Origin of the sequence: Gordonia zhenghanii, from assembly GCF_021738965.1 — a bacterium.
Lineage (GTDB): Bacteria > Actinomycetota > Actinomycetes > Mycobacteriales > Mycobacteriaceae > Gordonia > Gordonia zhenghanii.
Genome location: NZ_JAKKOQ010000005.1, coordinates 26,336 through 44,243, shown reverse-complemented (window position 1 = coordinate 44,243; position 17,908 = coordinate 26,336). Strand labels below are relative to the sequence as shown.

The 17,908-nt window shown below is 66.4% G+C and carries 17 protein-coding genes; 5 read left to right on the top strand and 12 right to left on the bottom strand.

All coding sequences use genetic code 11. The features are described from left to right. Nucleotides 1-71: 71 nt before the first annotated feature. From L5G32_RS04925 to L5G32_RS04915, 3 genes are read right to left on the bottom strand one after another with little or no spacing between them, the layout of a single operon-like run. On the bottom strand, nt 72-1,286 hold the full coding sequence (locus L5G32_RS04925; RefSeq protein WP_237009915.1) for a winged helix-turn-helix domain-containing protein: 1,215 nt from the start codon (nt 1,284-1,286) through the stop codon (nt 72-74). A 28-nt stretch (nt 1,287-1,314) separates the two neighbouring features. Next, nucleotides 1,315-1,809, bottom strand: coding sequence for a dihydrofolate reductase (locus L5G32_RS04920; RefSeq protein WP_237009914.1), 495 nt, complete (start codon nt 1,807-1,809; stop codon nt 1,315-1,317). A 14-nt stretch (nt 1,810-1,823) separates the two neighbouring features. After that, on the bottom strand, nt 1,824-2,630 hold the full coding sequence (locus tag L5G32_RS04915; RefSeq protein WP_237009913.1) for a thymidylate synthase: 807 nt from the start codon (nt 2,628-2,630) through the stop codon (nt 1,824-1,826). A gap of 68 nt (nt 2,631-2,698) precedes the next feature. Between L5G32_RS04915 and L5G32_RS04910 the strand changes: the two genes are divergently transcribed. Beyond that, a complete protein-coding gene (locus L5G32_RS04910) occupies nt 2,699-3,769 on the top strand; it encodes an amidohydrolase family protein (protein WP_237009912.1) in 1,071 nt (356 codons plus the stop codon). Nucleotides 3,770-3,829: 60 nt separating this feature from the next. On the opposite strand, the gene L5G32_RS04905 is transcribed toward L5G32_RS04910, so the two are convergent. Then, nucleotides 3,830-4,618 (bottom strand): acyl-ACP thioesterase domain-containing protein, encoded by a 789-nt coding sequence (locus L5G32_RS04905; protein WP_237009911.1) that lies wholly within the window; start codon nt 4,616-4,618, stop codon nt 3,830-3,832. A 120-nt stretch (nt 4,619-4,738) separates the two neighbouring features. Here L5G32_RS04905 and L5G32_RS04900 point away from each other — a divergent pair, with 120 nt between their 5' ends. Beyond that, a complete protein-coding gene (locus L5G32_RS04900; RefSeq protein ID WP_237009910.1) occupies nt 4,739-5,188 on the top strand; it encodes a flavodoxin family protein in 450 nt (149 codons plus the stop codon). A gap of 199 nt (nt 5,189-5,387) precedes the next feature. Here L5G32_RS04900 and L5G32_RS04895 read toward each other — a convergent pair whose 3' ends face one another. Both L5G32_RS04895 and dapB read right to left on the bottom strand, forming a co-directional pair. Next, a complete protein-coding gene (locus L5G32_RS04895) occupies nt 5,388-5,864 on the bottom strand; it encodes a hypothetical protein (RefSeq protein WP_237009909.1) in 477 nt (158 codons plus the stop codon). 3 nt (nt 5,865-5,867) lie between these two features. Next, a complete protein-coding gene (dapB, locus tag L5G32_RS04890) occupies nt 5,868-6,620 on the bottom strand; it encodes a 4-hydroxy-tetrahydrodipicolinate reductase (RefSeq protein WP_237009908.1) in 753 nt (250 codons plus the stop codon). 167 nt (nt 6,621-6,787) lie between these two features. Between dapB and L5G32_RS04885 the strand changes: the two genes are divergently transcribed. Beyond that, nucleotides 6,788-8,836 carry a neutral/alkaline non-lysosomal ceramidase N-terminal domain-containing protein gene (locus L5G32_RS04885; RefSeq protein WP_237009907.1) on the top strand — a complete coding sequence of 683 codons (2,049 nt, stop codon included), beginning with the start codon at nt 6,788-6,790 and terminating at the stop codon, nt 8,834-8,836. 100 nt (nt 8,837-8,936) lie between these two features. Here L5G32_RS04885 and L5G32_RS04880 read toward each other — a convergent pair whose 3' ends face one another. The 3 genes from L5G32_RS04880 to L5G32_RS04870 form a co-directional block, all read right to left on the bottom strand. After that, nucleotides 8,937-11,237: a polyribonucleotide nucleotidyltransferase gene (locus L5G32_RS04880; protein ID WP_237009906.1), complete on the bottom strand. Its 2,301-nt coding sequence runs from the start codon at nt 11,235-11,237 to the stop codon at nt 8,937-8,939. 418 nt (nt 11,238-11,655) lie between these two features. Further along, nucleotides 11,656-11,925, bottom strand: coding sequence for a 30S ribosomal protein S15 (rpsO, locus tag L5G32_RS04875; protein WP_237009905.1), 270 nt, complete (start codon nt 11,923-11,925; stop codon nt 11,656-11,658). 140 nt (nt 11,926-12,065) lie between these two features. Beyond that, nucleotides 12,066-13,031, bottom strand: coding sequence for a bifunctional riboflavin kinase/FAD synthetase (locus L5G32_RS04870; RefSeq protein ID WP_237009904.1), 966 nt, complete (start codon nt 13,029-13,031; stop codon nt 12,066-12,068). Between the two features lie 82 nt (nt 13,032-13,113). Here L5G32_RS04870 and L5G32_RS04865 point away from each other — a divergent pair, with 82 nt between their 5' ends. Together L5G32_RS04865 and L5G32_RS04860 are read left to right on the top strand one after the other, a co-directional pair. After that, nucleotides 13,114-13,797, top strand: coding sequence for a metal-dependent transcriptional regulator (locus tag L5G32_RS04865; protein ID WP_237009903.1), 684 nt, complete (start codon nt 13,114-13,116; stop codon nt 13,795-13,797). Between the two features lie 68 nt (nt 13,798-13,865). After that, complete coding sequence (locus L5G32_RS04860; protein WP_237009902.1) at nt 13,866-15,305, top strand: carboxylesterase/lipase family protein; 1,440 nt, start codon at nt 13,866-13,868, stop codon at nt 15,303-15,305. Nucleotides 15,306-15,330: 25 nt separating this feature from the next. Here L5G32_RS04860 and truB read toward each other — a convergent pair whose 3' ends face one another. From truB to L5G32_RS04845, 3 genes are read right to left on the bottom strand one after another with little or no spacing between them, the layout of a single operon-like run. Beyond that, nucleotides 15,331-16,230, bottom strand: a complete 900-nt coding sequence (truB, locus tag L5G32_RS04855) for a tRNA pseudouridine(55) synthase TruB (protein ID WP_237009901.1) — start codon at nt 16,228-16,230, stop codon at nt 15,331-15,333. A 1-nt stretch (nt 16,231) separates the two neighbouring features. After that, nucleotides 16,232-16,903, bottom strand: a complete 672-nt coding sequence (locus L5G32_RS04850) for a 4'-phosphopantetheinyl transferase family protein (RefSeq protein WP_237009900.1) — start codon at nt 16,901-16,903, stop codon at nt 16,232-16,234. A gap of 26 nt (nt 16,904-16,929) precedes the next feature. Further along, nucleotides 16,930-17,895, bottom strand: a complete 966-nt coding sequence (locus tag L5G32_RS04845; protein ID WP_237009899.1) for a metallophosphoesterase family protein — start codon at nt 17,893-17,895, stop codon at nt 16,930-16,932. Nucleotides 17,896-17,908 lie beyond the last annotated feature (13 nt).

Here is a 17,908-nt window from a genome sequence, read left to right as displayed (position 1 = left end):
CGAATCGCTGACGACTTCGGCACTTTATTTCGGCGTAGAGCCGAAAGAAAGTGCCGACTTCGTCGGAAGTCTCAACTCACCGCCGACAACGCCCCGGACAGCTCGCCGCGACCGTGGATCACGACGTCGTCGAGGCCACGCCATGCCGCCGTCGCGCGTAGATCTGCCGCCAATCGCTCGGCGACTTCCCCTTGGTCGACCCCGGGCTCGACGTGGGCCGACAGCACGTGCAGGACGCCGGTCGAGCGGTCGGCCTTCAGGTCGACGCGAGCCGCGACCTGTTCGTCCATCAGGTACGGAAGCACGTAGTAGCCGTGCACCCGTTTGTGTTCGGGCACGTAGATCTCGATGCGGTAGTGGAAGTCGAACAACCGCTGGGTGCGCGGCCGGAAGAAGACGAGCGGGTCGAACGGCGACAGCAACGTCGATCGCCGGACCTTCCTGGGGATCCGTGCGTCGCGATGCAGGTACGCCCGATCGCCCCATCCGTCGATCGACACCTCGCGCACGATCCCGGCATCGAGCAGATCGGGCAGCACGGCCTTCACGTCGGCGGTCTTCAAGCGGTAGTAGTCGGCGAGATCGGCGACGGTCCCGACCCCGTGCGCGGCTGCCGCACGAGTGACTAGTTCGCGGTGGGCCTCGGCCCGCGGAATCGAGACGTTCACCTGGTCGCCGACGATCCGTTCGGCCAGGTCGTAGTGTCGGACGAAGTTTCCGTTGCGGGTGGCAGAGAGGTCGCCTGAGGCGAACAACGCCTCGCACACATGCTTCACTTCACCGCGCGTCCACCACGACCCCTTCTCCCCCGGGGTGCGCTCGATCCCGAGTTCGTCTTCGACACTGCGCGGCGTCGACGCTCCGCGCCCGACGATCACATCGCGGACATCGGCAGCGAGAGATCTGTTGCGTGCCAGAACTTCTCGGGTGTATCGGTACCGCCCGCCGCGGTAGTCGTCCATCCGCCACCCGAAGAGCGGCCAGTCGTCGACGGGAATCAGCGCGGCCTCGTGGGCCCAGTACTCGGCGAGCAGGCGTGGAGACCGCGTAGTGTCGCGCCAGGCCGCCGTGTCGAGCAGGGTGTCGTCGTAGGCGCCGAGTCGGCTGAAGGCAGGCAGGTAGTGCGCTCGGGCCAGAATGTTGACCGAGTCCATCTGCAAGAGTCGGGTGCGTCCGAGCACCCGCCGGAAGTGTCGCCGAGTCGGCGGACCGCCGGGCACGGGGTCAGCGAAACCCTGTGCAGCCAAGGCGATTCGACGGGCCTGCCCGACCGACAGGTCGGCCATCAGGACGTTCCACCGATCGTCGGCGAGGTCATCGAGCGGCCCGGCGATAGTCGACGAACCGGTATCGAGTACCGGTCCTCGACGTCTCCCATTCACCCCGAGCCGCGCGGGTCCACACGTCGGCGTCGATCTCCGGGGCGAACGCATCCGCGCCTTCGACCAGGACATCGATCTCAGTGACTCGCAGTTGGGTCGCGAACTCCATTGCGGCCGTATAGATCTCGCCGCCGCCCATCACGGAGGCCACGCCACCGGTCAGGTCGAGCGCTTCAGCTAGTCCACCGACGGTCTCTGCGCCCGGCGCCTCGAACCCGGCGTTGCGCGTCACCACGACGTTCCGTCGACCAGGCAACGGGCGGAACTTGGCCGGCAGCGACTCCCACGTCTTCCGGCCCATCACGACGGCGCCGGTCCCGGTCAATTCCTTGAACCGGGCCATGTCCTCGGGGACGCGCCACGGAATCGTGTTCGCCTTGCCGATCGCGCCGGCGAGGTCCTGTGCCCACACGAGCGAGACGGTCATCGTGTCCTCCGATCTCAGACGGCGACGGGAGCTTTGATCGCCGGATGCGAGGTGTATCCGACCACCTGCACGTCGTCGTACTGGTAGTCGAAGATCGAATCCGCCTTGCGCAGTTCGAGCGTCGGGGACGGGTACGGGTCACGCGAGAGCTGTTCGCGGACTTGGTCGACGTGGTTGTCGTAGATGTGGCAGTCGCCGCCGGTCCACACGAAATCGCCGACTTCGAGACCGGCCTGCTGCGCCATCATGTGCGTGAGCAGCGCGTACGACGCGATGTTGAACGGGACGCCGAGGAACAGGTCGGCGCTGCGTTGATACAGCTGGCAGCTGAGCTTGCCGTCGGCCACATAGAACTGGAAGAACGCGTGGCACGGCGGCAACGCCATCTGCGGGATCTCGCCGACGTTCCACGCCGAGACGATGTTCCGCCGCGAGTCGGGATTGGACGTCAGCGTCTCGAGCGCCACTGAGATCTGGTCGATGTGCTCCCCCGACGGCGTCGGCCAGTTGCGCCACTGCACGCCGTAGACGGGACCGAGTTCACCGTCGTCGGCTGCCCATTCGTCCCAGATCTTGACGCCGTGGTCTTGAAGCCAGGTGACGTTCGAGTCGCCGCGCAGGAACCACAGGAGTTCGTAGACGATCGACTTGAGGTGCACTTTTTTGGTGGTGACGAGCGGGAAGCCCGCCGACAGGTCGAATCGCATCTGATGTCCGAACACGCTCCGTGTCCCGGTGCCTGTGCGGTCGGCTTTCGGGGTGCCGGTCTCCAGGACGAGCCTCAGCAGGTCCTCGTACGGGGTGGGGATGGGCGTGCTCACCTCGCCGAGTCTACCGAGGCGGCAGGCAAGGCTGCACGGCCACGCCGGAGGAACCCTACAGTGATCGCATGACCTATCGACTCGGCGACATCGTCGACGCGCACATGCACCTGTGGGATCCGTTGACCACCCCGCGCGAAGCGTCCGGTCCCGCACGTCTGTACTCGATCGCTCCCCGGCTCCTGGAGAAGGCCTTCGGGGTCGTCGTCCCGCGTGCAAACCGCGGGTTCGTCGGCTCGCCGCAGTGGGTCGCTCAACCGTTCCTGCCGGCCGACTACTCGGCGCTGGCCCGCAGCGACGACGACGCCTACCGCGTCGGGAGCGCCGTGCACATCGAAGCGTCGTGGAAGGCCGAGGGATTCCGAGCCGCCGACGAGTCCGCGTGGATCAACGGACTCGAGTTTCCCGACTCCCTCTCGCTCGGCGGGATCGTCGGACACTTCGACCCACGGTGGACCGACAGCGCCGCGGTACTCGACGCCCACCTCGCGTCGACGCCGAATCTCGTCGGCATCCGTTGCTCTGCCCCGGTCCACCCCGACCCGGGAGTGAAGTCGTGGACAGATGTCCCGAACCTGTATGCGGACACGAGGTTCCTATCCGGATTCGCTGCGATCGCCGAGCGCAGTCTCACCTTCGACGCGTGGGTGTACGCCCACCAACTGCCCGACGTCGTCACTCTCGCTCGCGAGTACCCGGAGACGACGATCATCCTGAACCATCTGGGCACCGAACCCGGTGTCGTCGGACCGCGCGGAGAACGCACGGGATCTTCGAGCGCGCAGCGCGCCGGGATGCGCGATCGGTGGCTCGACGCGATATCCGCCGTCGCCGCCGAACCCAACGTCGTCGCGAAACTGTCCGGGTACGGGATGCCGGTCCTCGGCTACTCGTCGCCGCCGGACCGTGCGGAACTCACCGACCTCTGGCATCCGATCCTGACCTCGACGGCATCGGCGTTCGGCGTCGACCGGCTGATGTTCGGCTCCAACATGCCGATCGACGCTCCCGTCCTGACCTTCGGTGACGCCGTCCAACTCGTCGCCGCAGCCGTCGACGCCGCGCATGGTCCGACTGCTCTTCCCGCCGCGTTCTCCGCCAACGCGCGCCGTATCTATCGGATCCCGTCTCCCCGCTGATCGAGCCCCTTCTCGCCGATCGAGCCCCTTTTCGCCGATCGAGCGCAGTCGAGATCCCTCCTACAGCGGTGTCACCGTCACCGATGTCGTGACCACGTCGTCGACGATGAACCACAACGCGATTCCGCCGTTGTACTCGGTCGTCGCGATCGTCGCGTCGTCGCGCGGGGTGATCGGTCGCAGATACTCGATGACGGCGCGGTGCGGCGCCGCGGTCAGGCCGGGGACTCGGTCGAGGACGGCGTGCACGGCATGCCAGTATGCGACGTTGTTCATGTGCCCCAACGCGTCGAAGTCGGTGGTGCGCAGCGCGAACGTCGTGTAGTCGATCTCGCCGTCCGGGACGTCGCCAGGGGCGGCTGGGTTCATCGCCTTCCATTTGAGGCGAGTCTCGGTGACGTCGGTGTTCCAGTCGTCCATGGACTCGTCGTCGATTCGAGACGGACGACCCTCTCGGGTCACGTTGATGCAGAAGCTCGACGTCTCCACCAGGCCGGTCGGACGATCGGCGTCGGCGAACCCCGTCGCAGTCGGCGTCCCGGTGAGTCGTTGACGCATCCCGACCCATCGCGACGACGTCGCCTCGCACCACCGTTCGATGTGCACGTCGCCGGGCCAGGTGATCGGCTCGAGGACGTCGATCACGTTGCGGCGCACGATCCAGAACGGATTCGTCTTGCCCCACTCCGACTCGTCGATCATGTCCATGGCGATGTTCTGGAGCAGACGCGCGATCGCGTCGTGACGCACCCCCATGTCAGGGGTGACGTCCTCCATCCGGAGTCGGTACGTCCGCTCGAAGAAGCGTGCGTGCGACGGACGGTCGTCGAGTGTGCTGGTGTGCGGCATCTGGGTCCCCTCGATTGCGCTGTCGAGTCGATCGTGTCATGGGCAGCTCGACGCCACGTGTCCGACCGCACGTCTACTGACTCGCGGACCGGCCCAGGGAGAATCTGCCACAGTGGACGCATGGCTCGCCTGCTGATCGTCCACCACACACCGTCGCCGCACTGTCAGGCCATGTTCGAGGCCGTCGTCTCCGGCGCGACGGACCCGGAGATCGAGGGCGTCGAGGTGGTTCGGCGCGCGGCACTGTCGGTGACCGCGACCGACTTCCTCGATGCCGACGGTTATCTCCTCGGCTCGCCGGTGAACCTCGGCTACATCTCCGGAGCGCTGAAGCACGCGTTCGACTGCAGCTACTACCAGATCCTCGACTCGACCCAGGCTCGCCCGTTCGGGCTGTATCTGCACGGCAACGAGGGCTCCGAGGGCGCCGTGAACGCCGTCGACCGGATCACCGCAGGTCTGGGCTGGACCAAGGCCGCCGAGTATGTCATCGCGTCGAACAAGCCGACCAAGGATCAACTCGACGCGTGCTGGGAACTAGGTGCGACGGTGGCCGCCGGGCTCTCCTAGCTGGTTGAGCCGGTGAGGAGCGCTAGCGACGAGCCGAGGCGAAACCTCGCAAGGACCACGGTTTTCCGATCTCGACTCCGCTCGATCAGCGGGAAACGGTCGCTCGATCAGCGGGAAACGGTCGCTCGATCAGCGGGAAACGGTCGCTCGATCGGCGGTAGGAACGCCTCGGCCAACATCTGCTCGTGCCCGGGCATTGTCAGTCCTTCGCCTCGCGGTACTGGCCCGATGCCCGCTTCATCATCTCGCGGGCCCGGGAGCGGTCACCTGCGTAGTCGTATGCGCGCGCAATCCGGTAGGTGCGGACCCAGTCGCTCGGATCGGCCTCCCACTCCTGCTTCACCTGGGCGAACAGGTCGTCCGCTGCGTCGCGCTCGATGCGCCCCGATGGTCGTCGAGGAAGGTCGTCGACATCGAGTTCGCGCCCCCGGTCTGCGACCTCGGCGGCCATCCTCTGGTGCTCGATCCCCGAGCGGAGCGTGGACACGATCATCCACACGCCGAGCAGCGGGAGGATGAAGATGCCGATGCCGAATCCGATCGACACCACGGTCCCGTGCTCGATCATCCGGTACGCCATCCGGCCGAGGATGACGAAGTAGACGCACATAGCGATCACCAGGAAGGCGATCACCGCGACGATCGGCCGCGCGTCGGATTTACGAGTCGAGGACACGTGTCACAGATCCATCAGGTGTTCGAGGCCGACCGTCAGTCCCGGCCGCGAACCGATCTCGCGGACCCCGAGCAGGACGCCCGGAACGAACGAGTTGCGGTCCATCGAGTCGTGGCGGATCGTCAGCGTCTCGCCTTGCGTACCGAACAGCACTTCCTGGTGCGCGACGAGCCCCGCGAGACGAATCGAGTGCACGCGCACGCCGTCGACGTCCGCTCCGCGGGCGCCGTCGACTCCGGTGGACGTCGCGTCCTGCGACGCACCGAGACCCGCGTCGGCACGGGCCGCTGCGATCAACTGAGCGGTCCGGCCTGCCGTACCCGAGGGCGCGTCGGCCTTATGCGGATGATGCAGCTCGACGACCTCGGCCGATTCGAAGAACCGTGCGGCCTGCTGCGCGAAGTGCATCGACAAGACGGCGCCGATCGCGAAGTTGGGAGCGATGAGCACCCCGCTGCGCGGGTCGTCGCCCAGCCAGCCGCGGACCGTGTCCAACCGTTCCTGTGTGAATCCGGTGGTACCTACGACGGCGTTGATCCCGTTGTCCACCAAGAACTTCAGGTTGTCCATGACGACATCGGGGTGCGTGAAATCGACCACCACACTGGTCTCGGAGTCCACGAACGTCTGAAGCGAATCACCTTTGTCGACGCCGACGGTGAATTCGACGCCGTCGCCGGACTCCACTCCGTCGACGATCGCCTTGCCGACCTTGCCGTTGCTGCCCAACACACCCGTGCGGATGGCGTCACCCATGACTTGTAAGCCTTTCGTCGCTGATTACCTCCCAGTCTAGAAGGCGGTCCGCGACCGTGCGGGACACGATCACCGTTACCGGACATTCGACAATATTGATCGATCGATCAGGTGAGGTTAGAGTCACAACGTCGATCAATGAGAACTTGTGTCATTCAAGGAGCCCGATGCCTGACGTCCCACGCCGCACCGTTCTACACGCGACCGCTGTCGGCGCAGCGGCGACCGCCGCCTCGATCGGACTCGGAGCCGGCGCAGTCGACTCCGCCGGGCAGGCGCAGGCCGCGACCGGCTACCTGGTCGGTGCGGGCAAGGGCGATATGACCGGCGCGATCGCGGGCCAGGGAATGATGGGCTACTCCGATCTCGACCAGGTGGCGAACGGCCTGTTGCAACGCACGTGGGCGCGCGCCTACATCGTCGCCGACGCCGCGACCGGTCAGCGCGTCCTGTTCATCACGGCCGACATCGCGTGCGTGTTCACCTCCCACCACAACACGCTTCTCGCCGAGCTGCGCAAGCGTCACGGCGACCTCTACAACGTGCACAACGTCAACATCAACGCCACCCACAACCACAACTCGTGCGGTGGCACCTCGTGGGACTACGCCTACGTCCTGGCGGCGAAAGGCCACCGACACAACTCATTCCGGGCCGAGATCGACGGGCTGCTCGAAGCTGTCGAGCAGGCGCACTCCTCGCTCGCACCCGGAACCGTCGAGCTCGGACACACCGAACTGCACGATGCGAGCGCCAACCGGTCGTACGACGCGTTCACGCTCAACCCGGAACCCGATCGAAAGCATTTCTCGTCGCACATCGACCCTCAGGTCACCGCCATCCGACTCAAGCAGGGCGGCGCGAGTATCGGCGAGATCACCTGGTTCGCCACCCACGGCACGTCGCTGACCGATGCGAACTTCCTGATCGGCCCCGACAACAAGGGGTACGCGGCATATCTGGGAGAGCAGCGCGATCCCGACGTCGTGAGCGCACATGCGCAGACCAACGCGGGTGACATGACGCCGAACCTGTGGGTCCGCAAGATGCATCCGGGCGGCCCGACGGCCGACAATCGGAGCAACCGGATCATCATCGGGCGACGCCAGGACCGCGCAGGGCAGGCGGCTCTCGCAGCCGCCCGGCCGATGACCACCGGAGGAGTCGATTCCGCGACCCGCTATGTCGACATGGCGAACGTCCACATCGACGGACACTTCACACCGCACGGCAAGTCGGCTCGCACTTCCCCCGCGATGATGGGCGCGGCAGCCGCCGCGACGAGCCAGGAGGAGAACACCCGCAGTCAGCTCGGCTTCTTGAACGAGGGCGTGCGGAACGAGTTCGCGATGGCGCTCGGCGCAGGCGCGACGCCGACACCGCCCGCGTGGATCGCCGACAATCAGTCGCCGAAGGCGATCCTGTTCCCTCTCGGCATCCTTCCGCCGCGTTCGTGGATCGAGCAGCGACTGCCGCTGCAGCTGATGCGGATCGGTGATCTGGTCCTGGCCGCGCTGCCGACGGAGTCGACCATCGTCTCCGGCCTGCGCGTGCGGCGGATCGTGGCAGACGCGATGGATGTCCCACTGGAAAACGTTCTGCTGCAGGGATATTCGAACGGTTACTGCCAGTACGTCGTGACTCCCGAGGAGTATGTGTCGCAACAGTACGAGGGCGGCGAGACCTTGTTCGGCCGGTGGACGCTGTGCGCGTACATGCAGGAGATGGATGCGTTGGCGAAGGCGATGCGACGCGGCGCGAAACGCTCGGCCGGGCGGGCTCCCGCCGACCGGGCCGATCTGCAACCCGACCTGCTCGGCGCACAGCCCGCCGACACCCCGATGCCGGGGAAGCGGTTCGGTCAGGTCGTCTCGAAGGTTCCCGCCTCAGCGAAACCTGGATCGACGATCTCCGCGAGCTTCTGCGGCGCTTACCCGAGCAACCGGGTCCGTCGCGGAGCGCGTCGCTACTTCAGTGTCGAGAAGTTCACCGGCACCGGCTGGACGACGGTCTACGACGACGACCACGAGTCGACCGAGATGACGTGGGCGCGGCCCGGCGGAAGCATGTCGGCATCGAAGATGACAGTGACCTGGCGCGTTCCGCGGAACGCGGCTCCAGGCGATTACCGGATCCGCTACTTCGGGGACGTGAAGTCCGCGTCGGGACGCCTACGTCAGATCGACGGAGCGACGGGCCGGATCAAGGTCGACTGACGAGCCGAGCAGAACCGCTCACGCGGAGGCACGAACAGAGACGAACCGGCCCGCGACACATAGTGTGTCGCGGGCCGGTGTCAGTTCTCGTCGGGACTGATCAGGCGTCGACGGCTTCGTCGTCCGATGTCGCCGCAGGGGCGTCGTCGCTGACGAGGATGAGGCTGATCTTGCCGCGCTCATCGATGTCGGCGATCTCGACCTGAAGCTTGTCGCCGACCTTGGCGACGTCTTCGACCTTGCCGATGCGCTTGCCGTTGCCCAGCTTGCTGATGTGGATCAGACCGTCACGGCCCGGCAGCAGCGAGACGAATGCGCCGAACGCGGGCGTCTTGACGACGGTTCCGAGGAAACGCTCGCCGACCTTCGGCAGCTGCGGGTTCGCGATGGCGTTGACCTTGTCGATCGCAGCCTGTGCGGACAGACCGTCAGCAGCGCCGATGAACACGGTGCCGTCGTCTTCGATCGAGATGTTGGCGCCGGTGTCCTCGGTGATGCCGTTGATCGTCTTGCCCTTGGGGCCGATCAGCTCGCCGATCTTGTCCAGCGGGATCTTGATCGTCGTGATGCGCGGCGCGAACGGGCTCATCTCGTCCGGCTCGTCGATGGCCTCGGCCAGCACGTCCAGGATGGTCAGCCGGGCCTGCTTGGCCTGGCTGAGAGCACCGGCGAGGACCTTCGACGGGATGCCGTCCAGCTTGGTGTCCAGCTGCAGGGCGGTCACGAAGTCCTTGGTGCCTGCGACCTTGAAGTCCATGTCGCCGAACGCGTCCTCGGCGCCGAGGATGTCGGTGAGGGCCACGTAACGGGTCTCGGTCTTGCCGTCGATGGTGACCTCGTCGGAGACGAGTCCCATCGCGATGCCTGCGACCGGGGCCTTCAGCGGCACACCGGCGTTGAGCATCGAGATCGTCGACGCACAGACCGAGCCCATCGAGGTGGAGCCGTTGGAACCGAGTGCCTCAGACACCTGGCGGATCGCGTACGGGAACTCCTCGACGCTCGGCAGGACCGGCACGAGAGCACGCTCGGCGAGCGCGCCGTGTCCGATCTCGCGGCGCTTCGGCGAACCGACTCGACCGGTCTCACCGGTCGAGTACGGCGGGAAGTTGTAGTGGTGCATGTAGCGCTTGCTGGTCTCGGCTCCGAGGGAGTCGATCTTCTGCGCCATCTTGACCATGTCGAGGGTGGTGACGCCCATGATCTGGGTCTCGCCGCGCTCGAACAACGCACTGCCGTGTGCGCGCGGGATGACGCCGATCTCCGCCGAGAGCGCACGGATGTCGGTGATGCCGCGACCGTCGATACGGAAGTGGTCGGTCAGGATCCGCTGGCGGACCAGCTTCTTGGTGAGCGAGCGGTAGGCTGCGCCGATCTGGCCTTCACGGCCTTCGAACTTCTCGCCCAATGCTTCGAGCACGTCGCCCTTGAGGGCGTCCGTCGCGTCGTCGCGCTCGTGCTTGCCCGCGATCGCGAGAGCCTCGCCCAGACGACCGGTGGCGAACTCGGCGACCGCGTCGTAGACGTCGTCGTCGTACGGCGGGAACAGCGGGAACTCGCGGGTCTCCTTGGCTGCGGCGCCTGCGAGCTGCTTCTGCGCCTCGCAGAGCTGCGCGATGAACGGCTTGGCCGCCTCGAGGCCCTCGGCGACGATGGTCTCGCTCGGGCCCTGTGCTCCGCCTGCGATCCGGTCGAGCACGTTCTCGGTGGCCTCGGCCTCGACCATCATGATGGCGACGTCGGCGTCAGCGCCGGAGCCGGTCACGATACGGCCTGCGACGACCATGTCGAAGACAGCGCCCTCGAGCTGCTCGATCGTCGGGAACGCGACCCACTGGCCCGCGGTGTTCTCGGGGCGACCCTCGCCCTCACCGGGCAGGGTCGGGATCAGGGCGACGCGCACGGCGCCGACCGGGCCCGAGAACGGGAGTCCGGAGATCTGGGTGGACGCCGACGCGGCGTTGATCGCCACGACGTCGTACAAGTCCTTCGGGTCGAGGGACAGGATGGTCTCGACGACCTGGACCTCGTTGCGGAGGCCGGCGACGAACGTCGGGCGCAGCGGGCGGTCGATGAGGCGGCACGTGAGGATCGCGTCGGTCGACGGGCGGCCCTCGCGGCGGAAGAACGATCCGGGGATGCGACCCGCGGCGTACATACGCTCTTCGACGTCGACAGTCAGCGGGAAGAAGTCGAAGTGCTCCTTCGGAGCCTTCGACGCGGTGGTGGTCGAGAGGATCATCGTCCCCTCGTCGAGGTATGCGACGACGGCGCCTGCGGCCTGCAGGGCCAGACGTCCGGTCTCGAAGCGGATGGTCCGCGTGCCGAATGCACCGTTGTCGATGACGGCAGAGACTTCGGTGATCGACTCGTCGAAGTCTTCGTTGATGACATCAGTCATGTAGTGAGAATCCCTTGTGTTGTGCTGGTCACTGTGTTGTTTCTGGTCGCCCTGCGATTCGGTCGCTGTAGTCGGTCACGAACGTGAGGCGAACAGGATATGCAGTTGCCGACCCACCGCAATGCGCGGCGGATCGGGGTGGATGACGAGATTGAGTGGCCGGACCAGTCGTGATCAGCACGTCGTGTGCTGTGGGTAGACGGCCTTCGATCGAAGCGGCCGGAGTTTTTCACTTCCGACAGCCACTACCGAGGACCGATCTGACGATTCACGACTGCGTATCCGCTGTAGGCAGATCATCACACCGGAGCCATTCTAACATTTCCCCTGGCTAATACACTTCAAGGCCGCGACCTGTGTGACAGGTCGCGGCCTCGAAGAGATCAAAGTCGGCTCGGCGAGCGGACTCGAGCTTGCGTCAGCGACGCATGCCCAGGCGCTCGATCAGCGAGCGGTAGCGGTTGATGTCGACGCTCGCCAAGTACTTGAGCAGGCGACGACGGCGACCGACCAGCAGGAGCAGGCCACGACGGCTGTGGTGGTCGTGCTTGTGATGCTTGAGGTGCTCGGTCAGGTCCTTGATCCGCTTGGTCAGCAGTGCGACCTGAGCCTCCGGCGAACCGGTGTCGGTCTCGTGCACGCCGTACTCGCTGAGGACAGCCTTCTTCTCGTCGGCAGTAAGTGCCATGAGAGTCTCCTTGATTTTCAGTTCCGTGCTCGGTCTCCACCACCAGGCGGAGGGTGCGCCACCACGGACCGCAGCTGACACCAGCGATGAAGTGTACCAGGATCCCGGCGTCTACCGGCAATCGCCGGACGCCGATCGAGTCAGTTGTCCTCGGCAGACAGGATCGTCCGGGTCTGATCGACGTCGTTGCTGATCGCGGCGATCAACGCGTCGATCCCGTCGTACGACTCCATCCCGCGCAACCGGCTGACGAAGTCGACGGCCACGTGCTGTCCGTAGAGGTCGGCGTCGAGGTCGAGGACGTACGCCTCGACGGTGCGGTTTCGGCCGGAGAACGTCGGGTTGGTGCCGACCGACACCGACGCCGCATAACGTTCGCCGATGCGGAAGCCGTCGCCCTCCTTGCCGCCGAGCACGGTGAACCAGGCTGCATAGACACCGTCGCCCGGGATCGCCGCATGTTCGGGCGGGGCCACGTTCGCTGTCGGATATCCCAGGTCACGGCCTCGTCGTTCGCCGTGCACCACGGCGCCTTCGACACGATGCGGCCGTCCGAGCGCTTCGGCGGCGAGTTCCACGTCGCCGGAGGCGATGCACGACCGGATGTACGTCGACGAATACGTGACGGCATGCTCGCCGAACAGCGACACCGCTGTCACCTCGAAGCCGAACCGCTGCCCTAGTTCGCGGAGCTTCGGCACGTCGCCGAGGGCTTTGTGCCCGAACGTGAAGTTGTCGCCGACGACGACTACTGCGGCATGGAGTTCTTCGACGAGAACCTCGTGGACGAACTCTTCGGGCGACTGGGCGGCGACCGTCGGCGTGAACGGGATGACGCAGAACACGTCGACGCCCATCTCTTCCGCGAGGTCGGCCCGTCTACGCAGCGTCGAGAGCTGGGGCGGGTGCGTGCCCGGGCGCACCACCTCGGACGGGTGCGGGTCGAACGTCATCAACACCGACGGCACACCACGTTCGGCCGCAGCCCGGGTCGCTGCGTTCACCAATTGGGCGTGCCCACGGTGAATGCCGTCGAACACGCCGATGGTCACCACACATCGACCCCACCCGGCAGGTACATCGTCCAAACCTCGCCAACGCAACACGGCTCTACAGTACGACTCGACGCGTGACGCGGCACGCCCGCGGTGGAAGCCGTGACACACGGCGGTGGGTAAGGTCATACATATGCCCGACTCTCGACCGGTCGACGAACTCTCGTCTGTGACCCAGGACTATCTGAAAGTGATCTGGACGACGCAGGAGTGGTCTGACGTGAAGGTCACGACCAAGCTACTGGCCGAGAAGCTCGGGGTATCGCCGTCCACCGCTTCCGAGGGCATTCGCAAACTCGCAGATCAGGGCCTCGTCGACCACGCACCGTACGGTGCGGTGACGCTCACCGACGAGGGCAGCGAAGCAGCGATCAGCATGGTCCGGCGACACCGACTCCTGGAGACGTTCCTGGTTCGCGAACTCGGCTACGGTTGGGACCAGGTGCACGAGGACGCCGAAGTACTCGAGCACGCGGTGTCTGAACGCCTACTGCGCCACATCGACACCAAACTCGGCCACCCCAAGCGCGACCCGCACGGCGACCCGATCCCCGGAGTCGACGGCATCGTTCCCGGCGCCGCGGCCCTCCAACTCGCGGACCTCGCGATCGACGAGACCGGTGTCATCAACCGCATCTCCGACTCCGATCCCGAAATGCTCCGCTACTTCGAGGAGATCGGCATCACTCTCGACTGCCGCGTCTGCATCGTCGAGAAGCGCCCGTTCGCAGGCACTGTGACGATCTCCGTCGACGACGGGGAACCGATCCATTTGGGCGACATCGCCGCTCGCGCTATCTTCCTCCACCAGGACTGACACATTTCGCACCAGGACTGACGCGTTTCGGCCCCGCCCTCCCCTCGTCTGCGGCTACCGTCGACATCGTGACCGAAGCCTCCTCGCACAGTCCCGTCGCCGACACCTCGTCCGGCCCGGTCCGTGGCCGAAGTGTCACGACCTCCACCGGCTCGACCGTCTCCGCCTTCCTCGGAATCCCGTACGCCGCACCGCCGGTCGGCCCACTGGCGTTCGCGGCTCCACACCCTCCCGAACCGTGGACTGCAGTCCGGGATGTGACCGAGTACGGCCCGGCAGCTCCGCAGGTCGGATACCCGGAACCCGTCGCGTCGATCCTGGAGAACGTCGTCGCCCCCGGCGACGACTACCTGAACGTCAACGTGTGGACGCCCGACCCGGACGGCGAGGACCTGCCAGTCCTCGTCTGGATTCACGGCGGCGCGTTCACTCGTGGAGCAAATCGGATCGGGATCTATTCGGGCGATACGTTCGCACGCGACGGTCTGGTCTTCGTCGGCGTCAACTACCGTCTCGGCGCTCCCGGTTTCGCATCGCTCGACGGCGCACCGGAGAACCGCGGTCTCCTGGACCAGATCGCCGCATTGGAATGGGTGCGCGACAACATCGCAGCGTTCGGCGGCGACCCGTCTCACGTGACGGTGATGGGCGAGTCTGCGGGCGCGATGAGCGTCGCGTCCCTGCTGTCGTCGCCGCGCGCGGCCGGCCTGTTCGGACGCGCGATCATGGCGAGCGGCAACGGGGTCAGCGTCGCGGCGATCGACGACGCCCGGAAGGTGACCACTCGAACGTCCGAGATCTTGGGCGTGGAACCGACCGCGCAGGCGTGGGCCGAGGTCTCGACCGACGCGCTGTTGGCCGCCCAGACCGAGGTCGCGTTGGCGCACTCACTCAAGCCCGACCCGGCGGTCTGGGGCGAGTCGGTGGTACGGGCCGGTCTCGGCGTGATGAGTTTCCTGCCGGTGATCGACGGCGACGTGCTGCCCGCCGTGCCGGTCGACTCCATCGCCGAAGGCGCCGGAGCGGGCGTCGCGCTGCTCGCGGGGTGGAACGCCGACGAGTTCCACTTCTTCCTCGCACCGACCGGGGTGGTCGCCGCCGTCGACGCGCCGACGGCGAGATCGGTTCTGGCACGGTCCGGCGCGTCCAGCGAGCGATTCGACGAGTCTCTCGCGCGTGGCGTGAAGGCCGGCGACGCATTGTGTGCGGAACTCACGCGCAACGGATTCTCCGCGCCGACGCAGGCGATCGCCGACGCTCGAGCCGACGACCAGACGTTCCTGTACGAATTCGGCCGACACAGTCCAGTGATGGGTATCCGGGCCGGTCACGCGGTCGAGATCCCCTACGTCTTCGATCACCTCGACGACGCACACTCACTCGTCGGCCCTACTCCCGACCACGACCTCGCCACCAGGATGCACGCCGCGTGGACGTCGTTCGCCATGGCCGGCGATCCCGGGTGGGACGTGTACCGCGTTGGCGAAGCGCCGCGCCTGTTCGCGTGAGGAGTTCGCCGAGAGGGTTACGACGTCAGCGGAGTGTCGCCGGACGCACCACCATCACCGAACTCGCTCGGCGTCCCTTCTCTTGGACCAGCGCGATGGCCTGACCCGCCGGGTCGACGACGGTGTAGAGGCCCTTCCGTCCGATCGGCTCCAGCCAGCGGCCCTGGCTGATCGACTCGGCCTCCTCGTCGGAGATGTCGCGAAGCGGGAAGCAGAGCTTGGCCGCGTCGTCGATGCCCATGCTGAGCCCCGGGTCGGCGATGACGTCGTCCAACGTGCGGGCGTGTTCGAGGGTGAACGGCCCGACAGCGGTGCGACGCAACGCGGTCAGGTGCCCGCCGACACCGAGACCAGCACCGAGATCGCGTGCGAGAGAACGAATGTAAGTCCCGGACGAACAGTCCACCTCGACCTCCAGGTCGATGAATCCGTCGACGCGGCGGCTGTCGAGAACGGTGAACCGCGACACGGTGACGGGGCGGGCGGCGAGTTCGAACTCCTCCCCCGTGCGCGCCAACGCGTGCGCTCGCTTGCCGTCCACCTTGATGGCACTCACCCGCGCGGGAACCTGGGAGATGTCACCGGTCAGTTCGGCGACTCCCGCGGCGATCTGCTCGTCGGTCACTGCCGCGGTGTCGAATGTCCCGATCGCTTCGCCCTCGGCGTCGTCGGTGTCGGTCGACTGCCCGAGCCGGACGGTCGCCGTGTACGACTTGGTCGTCAACGACAGCAGGCCGAGGAGTTTGGTCGCTCGCTCGATGCCGAGGACCAGCACGCCGGTCGCCATCGGGTCGAGGGTCCCCGCGTGGCCGATCCGTCGGGTCCCGAAGACCTTGCGCGACTTGGACACCATGTCGTGACTGGTGACTCCGGCAGCTTTGTCCAGGACGAGGAGTCCGGCGTTCTCGATGGATAGCGCAGCCATGTCAGGTCAACGCGATCGTGGTCAGGATCAGACCGTCGGCGACACGCCAGCGGCCGGGAAGCGTGAGCAACGGCGCACCCCCGTCGATCGTCGCGCCGTCGATCAGAATCCTCGACGAGAAGGTGCCACTGACACCGTCTCCCCCGGAGTCCGCGTCCAACTCGAACGTGATGTGGGCGTCTTCGAAACCGAGCCAGCGCTGGGTCAGCGGAAACCACGCCTTGTATGTGGCTTCCTTTGCGCAGAACAGGAGCCGGTCCCAGTGGATCGAGTCGTCACGAGTGGCGAGCACGTCGCGTTCGGCCTGGACCGAGGTGTGATCGAGCACGCCGCCGGGCAGCGCGAGATGTGGTTCGGCGTCGATGCCCAACGATCGGACTTGCATCGAGTACGCGACGACCGCTCCCCGGTAGCCGTCGCAGTGGGTCATGCTGCCGACCACCTGGCTTGGCCATAACGGCATCCCACGCTCGCCGCGCATGATCGGGACCGGCTCGAACCCCAACTGCCCCAATGCCTGACGCGCGCAGTGCCGGGCCGTGATGAACTCACGCCTGCGCTTCTCCACAGCCTTGGCGATCAAGACGTCCTCGGCGGGCATCGCCGTCAGACCGGGCGGGTCGTCGAACGCCTCGGAGGCGCCGACGCCGGCCGGCACGAGTCGCGAAATCATGGCATCAATGGTGCCATGCGCTGGAGTTACGTCGAGCCGCGGGAGGCCTGGCGGTCGCGACGCTCGTCCAGCTTCTTCTGGAACTCGGCGGCGCGCTCCTTGTAGTCGGGTGGCACCTCGAAGCGAAGACCCTCGTGCGGCACGTCCTCGGGCGTGGTGCCGGGGTCGGGAACGATCTGCCGCAGCAGCGGCTCGGGGAGCCCTCGACGCTTCCATTCGCGCGGATACCCGACGGACACCTCTTCGAACCGGACGTCGTCGTACCACGTGGTACGGGGGATGTGCAGGTGCCCGTAAACGCTGCACATCGCGTTGAAGCGCGTGTGCCAGTCGGCGGTCAGCTCGCTGCCGCACCACAAAGCGAACTCGGGGTACATGAGCACGTCGCACGGCTCTCGTCGCAGCGGCCAGTGGTTGATCAGCACCGTCTTCTCGGCGGGATCGAGCGCTTCGAGGCGTCGCACGGTCTGCGCGATCCGGTCCCTCCCCCACGCGTCGCGCGTACCGAAGGGCTCCGGCGACAGCAGGAACTCGTCGGTCGCGACGACGTTCCGGTCGCGCGCGACGGCGAGCGCCTGCAGCGCGGTCACCGTCCCCTCGGGACGGAACGTGTAGTCGTAGAGCAAGAACATCGGGACGATCCGGACCGGACTGCTCCCGTCACGCGGGTCGAACAGCGGGTAGATGTCTTCGGGCGTCACGACGCCGATCTCCCGACACGCCTGCACGAGGTAGTCGTATCGCGCCACCCCGAAGATCTGCAACGGATCCTTCGCCGTGGTGTAGAGCTCGTGGTTGCCCGGCACCCACAGCACCTTCTCGAAGCGGGCCGCGAGGCGACGCAGCGTGTCGACGATGTCGTCGGTGCGTTCGGCCACGTCGCCCGCGACGATCAGCCAGTCGTCCTCACCGGCCGGCCGGATCCGATCGAGCATTTCCTCGTTGCCGCGATGCGACACGTGCAGGTCGCTGATCGCCCAGAGTGTCGCCATGGCAACCATGCTG